The following is a 6,278-nucleotide window of genomic DNA, read 5'->3' as shown; positions in this document are numbered from 1 at the left end:
CGGAGTTGTCTGACGATGGAGTTCTCAGAACTAAGTCAGATAGTGGACGTGGAGGAAATCGTAAGACTAGCCGAGCCAAAAGCTCGATTAGCAGTGTCCAACGAAGCGTCAAAAAAGAAAGGTTAGTAGCTTAGACTACTATCTTGGAAGCTCGCGAGCTTTAGCTCCGAGTAGTTCACGGTAATTGTACCTATCGATATTTAACGCAAACAAGCGCTAACAGGTCAATATTATTTACCTTTAAGTTTAAAGTATGCTTGTCTCAAAGATGAAGCGTAGGTCTCAAGTGAGGCTTGCTCGTCATCAACCTCTTGTTCCATTTTAAATGGGTCAAATTCGGTTTCACGGCCGCTATCATAATCCGTCATGGCCTCTTTAGCGAGGTCTGAGTGATTGAGATGGTCAACAATTCGCTTATTTAACGCTTTAAGTGCATCAATAAACGGCAGTTCAAAGTCGCGAGAGTCATCTTCAAATTCAACAAGAACGGTAAGGTTTGAGATGGCTTCGAATTGTTCATCTAAATTTTTCTGAGTATATGAACCTAAAGAGTTTTGAGCAACAGCCACTTCAAGTCGCTCAAGAGCTTTGTCGGCGATAGCTAATGATTCTTTCATAGCTAATACCTCAGCCATAGATGCATCTGTCTCAGCTTTTAACTGTTCGCTAACTTGGCCAAGAACAGTATCAATGTGTTCAAATCTCTCTTTAACGCTCATAATAAATCTCAATCTTATGTTTTAAGTTAAGTGTATTGTTGCACAAAAAAGATATTTGTACAACATATTTATTTACTTTTTAATGCGTCAAACTTTGAAGCAAGTGTTTTTTGACAGTTGGCTTTAATTTGAATTCCTGCATAGCTTGAAGAGGGGCAATATCCAGCGTTTCAATTAGTAGCTTAGCAGCCAGAGCGTTCGTTGTGCTCTCCAAAGCTTCTTGAATCTTCTTATGGCTTGCAGCTAGAATTCGACAGTATGCTTCGCCTTTTAATGTGCTTGAGTACTTGTCATTCTGACTTAAATAAAGTCCGGCACAAGCGCTTATGCTTCGCTTAGAATACTTGTAAGTCATATCTAAAGAACGCTCAAAGTTCTCTTTTAATTCTGGGTTATCATTAATAGCTGAGATCAGTGCTGTGATGATCCAAGGGTATTTAGGGGCTAAATCACCGATGCTCTCAGAATGTCTTGTGCTTGGGCGTATAATGAAAGTGTAAAAATCGTTGAAAAGGTGCTTGTATAACTCTACAACTTTCTCAAAAATCACTTTAGTTCGGATTGTATAGCGGAGCATGTTATTAGGAAAGATCGAATTTAAACTAAGGGTTTCACTTGAGAAGAACTTGCGAGCCAAAACAGGATCTTGTGCGTATTCATCAAGTGTTTTGATGACAATTTGCGCATCGACATTGCAACTTAGGGCATGAATGTAAGAACCAAATTCATTAATTAAATCGATACCCTCTCGAGTAGCATACACATGTAAGAAAGCAGATTTAACCAAACTAAGATGGTTGAATTGAGCTAATTGATTACAAATTACGCCAAACGAGTGTTCGTATCTATCGCCATCGAGTCTATCTAAAAGAATACATAGCTTCTCTTCTGTTAAGTTTTCTGTAATGGTTTTATTTTTGAATATAGATAAGGCGCCATATTCATCAACCTTCAGTAAAGGGTTGATTTGACAAGCTACAATAAAGTCATCTAAATCATGAATAGAGGAAATGGTTTCCTCGCGATTAAGGTTGATCTCGTTATCATTTTGTAGTTGATTTAAGTAGTCACTCATACCAAACTTAAACAGAGATTTAATAAATGTAGGCTCATTGTCGAGGCGTAGAGGGCGGTAGTGCTCGATTAATTCAATCAACATATTTTTAAAGACTGAAAGCTCTATAGCGCCCACAGATAAGATTTTGATGAACTCAGGCAAAAGCTTAGGTGTGATAATCTCTTTGATTTCATATTTGTTTAACACAGAAGCAAATAAGTCTACTCTGCCATGTTTAAAAATACGGCCTAAGAAATGTTCGTTTCGATTTTTAGGGTCATATTGCAACGGTGTTGGATCAACATGCTGAAGAAGTGTATTAAACATATAAAGCTGCATTTCTGGATCGCGCTCAATACCATAGTGTTTAGGTGCTGATAATGCGCCATTCAAGAATAAATGGCCATTCAAGTCGCTATTGTTTGCAAGCAGGTAATCGAAGCATTCTACAGAACTACTTGTAATTGCTTTATCTAGGCAAGTGCTAGACTCTTTATGGTCGTTGGCCCCTTTTTCAATGGCGAACATCACCAAGTCGAGCTCACCCGCCTCAGAAGCGTTTCTCAGTAGATTGTTAAGGGTAGATTCGCGATTACTATCTGACATATTGATTCCCTGCTATGTTAAACGTTTATTATGGTAATTAAAGACTAAGTTTATAGTTAATAAGAAACTTAATGTTTGGTTCATTCGTGTATGAAGTAAAGACTTCCTTTAGTCGGGCAACAGTTTTATTAGTGATGTCTGAACAGGTATCACTGTAACTAGAGACAAAGTTGCTAATAAATTCAAAGAAATCCTCCTGAGCGGCTTTAGGTGAAATAATAATGTAAATAGACTCATCATTATCAGAAAGCACTTCAAAATGCTCTGGGTTTGCGCAAGACGTTGCGTAATCAGCTATCGCTTGTGCTACATGAAGAAATACACTGATGTTAACAATAGCAAGCAATCGCTGACCATGTCGCGGATCTGTTAATGTTGCAACATTAAAATGGCCCGTACTTAAAAGGTCGTCATAAAACTGTTCTATAGCCAAGTCAGTTGTAGCAGCTGAATAAGTTCGAGCTGGTGCATCATTAGAACCAATAAAAATAGATGTAGCTGTAATAGAAGACATAAGATTCACTATTGTTGTTTTAAAATCGCAAAATTGCGTCTAAGAATACTTAATTTTAAGGATTTAGAAGGGTGATGTCACCCTTCTTTTAGTGGGAAATGAACCCGTCTGCTTGTTTTGTGAGTCTACGTCTAGCGCGTTCATGTGAGAGTGAGGTTACGTTAGCCTCTTTAATTGCTCTGCGCTCTTTAAGTTCGGTCGCATAGGCGGTTTCTGTTGGTGTGTTATTGACTTTAGCGTCACGAAGCTCGTCTTTAATAGCTGAGATTTTAGCTTTAATTTTGAGTGCATCAGCGTGACAATCATAGAATTGTTGAGCAAAATCTTCAGATGCCCAACGCCCACGGATAAAACCTTTTGCGTATACATCAAGTGAACTTTTTTCAAGTTTTTTAAGTTCTGATTCTAGATTATTAAGTGTAGTAATAGACATCTTTCTGTACTCAGTTGTTTAGCTTAAGGTCTATTATACACGCCTAGAGATGTACTTCAAGTGTTATTTTTCTTTTTCGAGATAAACTTTCTGAATTTCTTGATGGGCCTTTTTATATCGCTGAACCCCGTTATTTATAGTGTTCGGTTTTGCGCCAAGTAGCTTAGCTGCATCGACTTGGCTAACGCCCTCCACTAGCACAAGTTTAGCGGCCTTTACAGCGACACTATCTACATTGCCACCCATTAATTTAACCAATGTGTTAAGTTGTTCTAACGTCATTTCATGACTTCCTGATGTTGTGGTTTTTATTTAGAATGATTTAGCTCTTTCGAGCTTATAAGTGATTTTGATGTCATCACCTTCATGCTTGCCAATAAGCGCCTTACGAAAGTCCAGAACAATGCCAGCATTCATCATTAAGTCACTATTTTGGTCAGTCAACTTGTCCAAGAGCAAGTCAAAATCAAGTGTATGTCTATCAATAACCCCTTCAATTAAGCTTGGGTGTTCTTTGTTATCAATCGAAAGGTGATCGTAGATATCTACTAAGGCAATGGCAAGTTCCCGGCAAACGTTTAACTGTCTCATGCTGTAATTCCAAGTTATCCAATGTTGTTATGGTAGCGCCAAACGACAATTTTTAAAAGCCACTTAAGAGAGTAAGGAGCGTTTAATTAAGGGCCTTATTTTATATCAAATAAAGATAAAACTCAAGGTGGAGCAAAGAAAATAAAAACTAGAAATCGATTTATCTTTTCTTGCATTAATTATGATATCTTGCTACTATACACTTACTGGTTAGGTGATACGACGTTGAAGTTCGTATTAGGTGGCCAAGAGGGAGCGGTCCCTGTCGCTATCCACTCTATAAATATAGAGCACGGTGCAAACTTAGAATATCCACAGTATGTAGTGGGAAAATACGAAAAATGACAATGTATCCTTATATTTCAAATACAAGGCTGCTTTGTGTAACGGATAGCCACAATCAACAATAACAGCCGACTATTTGGAGATAAGAATATGACTAAACGTACTACAATCACGTTACCTTCTACAGTTGATGCTTTTCGAGATGCACTGAGAATAGCTATCTTAACGTACAGCGAAACACCGGTTAAAAACGAAAATAAACTCAATGAGTCACTTGCAAAATCTCTAGATTTTGACAACTACGACCAGCTAGCGCCTCTTATTAAAGAAATCGAAGCTAACGATGATATCCGCGCCTATGAAATTGACTTTTGCTATGAAGGTGAACAGTTTCTTGGCATAAATGATTACTACATCCCTACAGATTTAGTTCACAATGAAATTGTGGAGTACACGGTAGTAGACCGAGAAGAACGAATTAAAGATCTATATCGGTTTATTTCAGAAGCAAATAGTTCATGTGAACCGCACGTCCGTGCAGATATTCCAGACATGGAAGCTGATCTTAAAACTTTGCAGGCCAGTGAAGAAAAGAATGTACTTGAAGCATATGGCACTAGTGGATTTTTTGCGGGTGATGATGATCCAGTGCTATTTAATAAGCTATGCGATGAAATGATTGCAGCAGCGAAGAATTATTTTAATGAAACATGCGGTACTCAAACTAAAACTGGCAAGAAGTTTGATGAAGTAGAGTATTTATGGGGCGAAGAAGAGTGTGACAGCGTTTATGCTGATGAGATAGTACTGATCCCGAAGATTATTATTGATAATGGTGACGATCTGGTTAAGGATATTGCACGTAAGCCGTTTACGGGTGATTTTCCAGAAGGTTATATGCCTGCGGTATTAAGTAAATCGGGCTTATGGGAGCCTATCGAGATCATGACTCGAGTTACCGTTAAAGTGGCATTGAATGAATGCATTACAGTGTTTGATATGCACGATGACGACCTTGAGTTCGAACCAACAACTGATGTTATTTTAATTAACGTTAGTGAAGATCAAATTGCCAATGCCGCGCTTGATGTGTTTTCTGAGCATGTCGGCTTGTCACTACCTGAACAATTTACATTATCAGTGACAGCAGCAGATGGTAAAGAATATGAAGTTTCAGATGAACCAACGAGCTATACATTATCAGAGTGCGGCATGTTAGCTTAAGTCATTACACACAAACTGAGGGTATCTGATAAATACTCTCAGTTTTTTGTTAAATTATGATAAGCCTTTTAACAAAGCTTGAAATACACGCCAATGCGTGTATAATTGGTCTTAAGATAAGTTAATTAATAGGCACAACGGAATGAAAAGTTTAAGCGAAGTACGTAAAATCGAACAGCAGCAAGATACTCGCTACAAAGCACGAAGAATGGCTTTTAAACTATTATCAAAAGCTTTTGATGAATATGCTTATGAACCTTTGTTAGCTTTAATGGATAAGCTTAGAAATGGTAAAGCTTTAACTTTATCGGAATTTAAAACAGTCAATGGTTGGGCCGAGAATTACGGTAAACCTATTCCAAATGAAAAAATGACATTGGTAAAAAATGCGCTGATGGATACACTCATTCTTCGACACTTTAACCAATTTGGCCAAGAGCTACGCTAATTAAAGCGGCTCTTTCTTCACTATTTTAAGGGCAATGAGTTATGCTAACGTTATTCAAAGCGCAAATTACGCAAGTTGGTTCAAACTTGCATATGCTATTAGAAGTGACTCAAAGCTTGTCAGAAGCATCATTTGTTAGTTTTAATTTACTACAAAATGGCACCAAACAGATCACGGCAATTCATGATATGAAAACAAATTGCACTGCATGGTCGAAACTTATCACTATACATAGCCTTTGCGATAACGCTCCAACATTTGAACAAATGTTCGACACATTCTCGCCTGCTTTAGCTGCGAGTCAAGGCGAACGGTCTTGACTTTAATGAAGTAGGAATTATTATGTACTGTATATGCATACAGTTAAATAGAGGGCGATTTGTTAACCGGTATTCGGTTTC

General features: G+C 37.9%; 9 protein-coding genes. 3 read left to right on the top strand and 6 right to left on the bottom strand.

Annotated features, from left to right (window positions below; genetic code table 11):
* Window positions 1-230: 230 nt before the first annotated feature.
* From L1267_RS23410 to L1267_RS23385, 6 genes are all read right to left on the bottom strand, one after another.
* On the bottom strand, window positions 231-719 hold the full coding sequence (locus L1267_RS23410; protein WP_235384406.1) for a hypothetical protein: 489 nt from the start codon (window positions 717-719) through the stop codon (window positions 231-233).
* A 79-nt stretch (window positions 720-798) separates the two neighbouring features.
* On the bottom strand, window positions 799-2,382 hold the full coding sequence (locus L1267_RS23405) for a hypothetical protein (RefSeq protein WP_235384405.1): 1,584 nt from the start codon (window positions 2,380-2,382) through the stop codon (window positions 799-801).
* Window positions 2,383-2,419: 37 nt separating this feature from the next.
* Window positions 2,420-2,896 (bottom strand): hypothetical protein, encoded by a 477-nt coding sequence (locus L1267_RS23400; RefSeq protein WP_235384404.1) that lies wholly within the window; start codon window positions 2,894-2,896, stop codon window positions 2,420-2,422.
* An 88-nt stretch (window positions 2,897-2,984) separates the two neighbouring features.
* Window positions 2,985-3,329: a hypothetical protein gene (locus L1267_RS23395; protein WP_235384403.1), complete on the bottom strand. Its 345-nt coding sequence runs from the start codon at window positions 3,327-3,329 to the stop codon at window positions 2,985-2,987.
* A 63-nt stretch (window positions 3,330-3,392) separates the two neighbouring features.
* Complete coding sequence (locus tag L1267_RS23390) at window positions 3,393-3,611, bottom strand: TrfB-related DNA-binding protein (protein ID WP_235384402.1); 219 nt, start codon at window positions 3,609-3,611, stop codon at window positions 3,393-3,395.
* Between the two features lie 30 nt (window positions 3,612-3,641).
* Window positions 3,642-3,920 (bottom strand): hypothetical protein, encoded by a 279-nt coding sequence (locus tag L1267_RS23385; protein WP_235384401.1) that lies wholly within the window; start codon window positions 3,918-3,920, stop codon window positions 3,642-3,644.
* A gap of 435 nt (window positions 3,921-4,355) precedes the next feature.
* Between L1267_RS23385 and L1267_RS23380 the strand changes: the two genes are divergently transcribed.
* The 3 genes from L1267_RS23380 to L1267_RS23370 all read left to right on the top strand — a co-directional run bounded on the left by L1267_RS23380 (window position 4,356) and on the right by L1267_RS23370 (window position 6,197).
* Window positions 4,356-5,429, top strand: a complete 1,074-nt coding sequence (locus L1267_RS23380) for a hypothetical protein (RefSeq protein ID WP_235384400.1) — start codon at window positions 4,356-4,358, stop codon at window positions 5,427-5,429.
* A gap of 142 nt (window positions 5,430-5,571) precedes the next feature.
* Window positions 5,572-5,877 carry a hypothetical protein gene (locus L1267_RS23375; RefSeq protein ID WP_235384399.1) on the top strand — a complete coding sequence of 102 codons (306 nt, stop codon included), beginning with the start codon at window positions 5,572-5,574 and terminating at the stop codon, window positions 5,875-5,877.
* A gap of 41 nt (window positions 5,878-5,918) precedes the next feature.
* On the top strand, window positions 5,919-6,197 hold the full coding sequence (locus tag L1267_RS23370; protein WP_235384397.1) for a hypothetical protein: 279 nt from the start codon (window positions 5,919-5,921) through the stop codon (window positions 6,195-6,197).
* The last annotated feature ends 81 nt before the right edge of the window (window positions 6,198-6,278 follow it).

The sequence above is a fragment of the Pseudoalteromonas sp. OFAV1 genome (assembly GCF_021532595.1).
Taxonomy (GTDB): Bacteria; Pseudomonadota; Gammaproteobacteria; order Enterobacterales; family Alteromonadaceae; genus Pseudoalteromonas; species Pseudoalteromonas lipolytica_C.
Note: the sequence above shows the minus strand (reverse complement) of the source record. Positions and strands in the feature narration are given on the sequence as shown.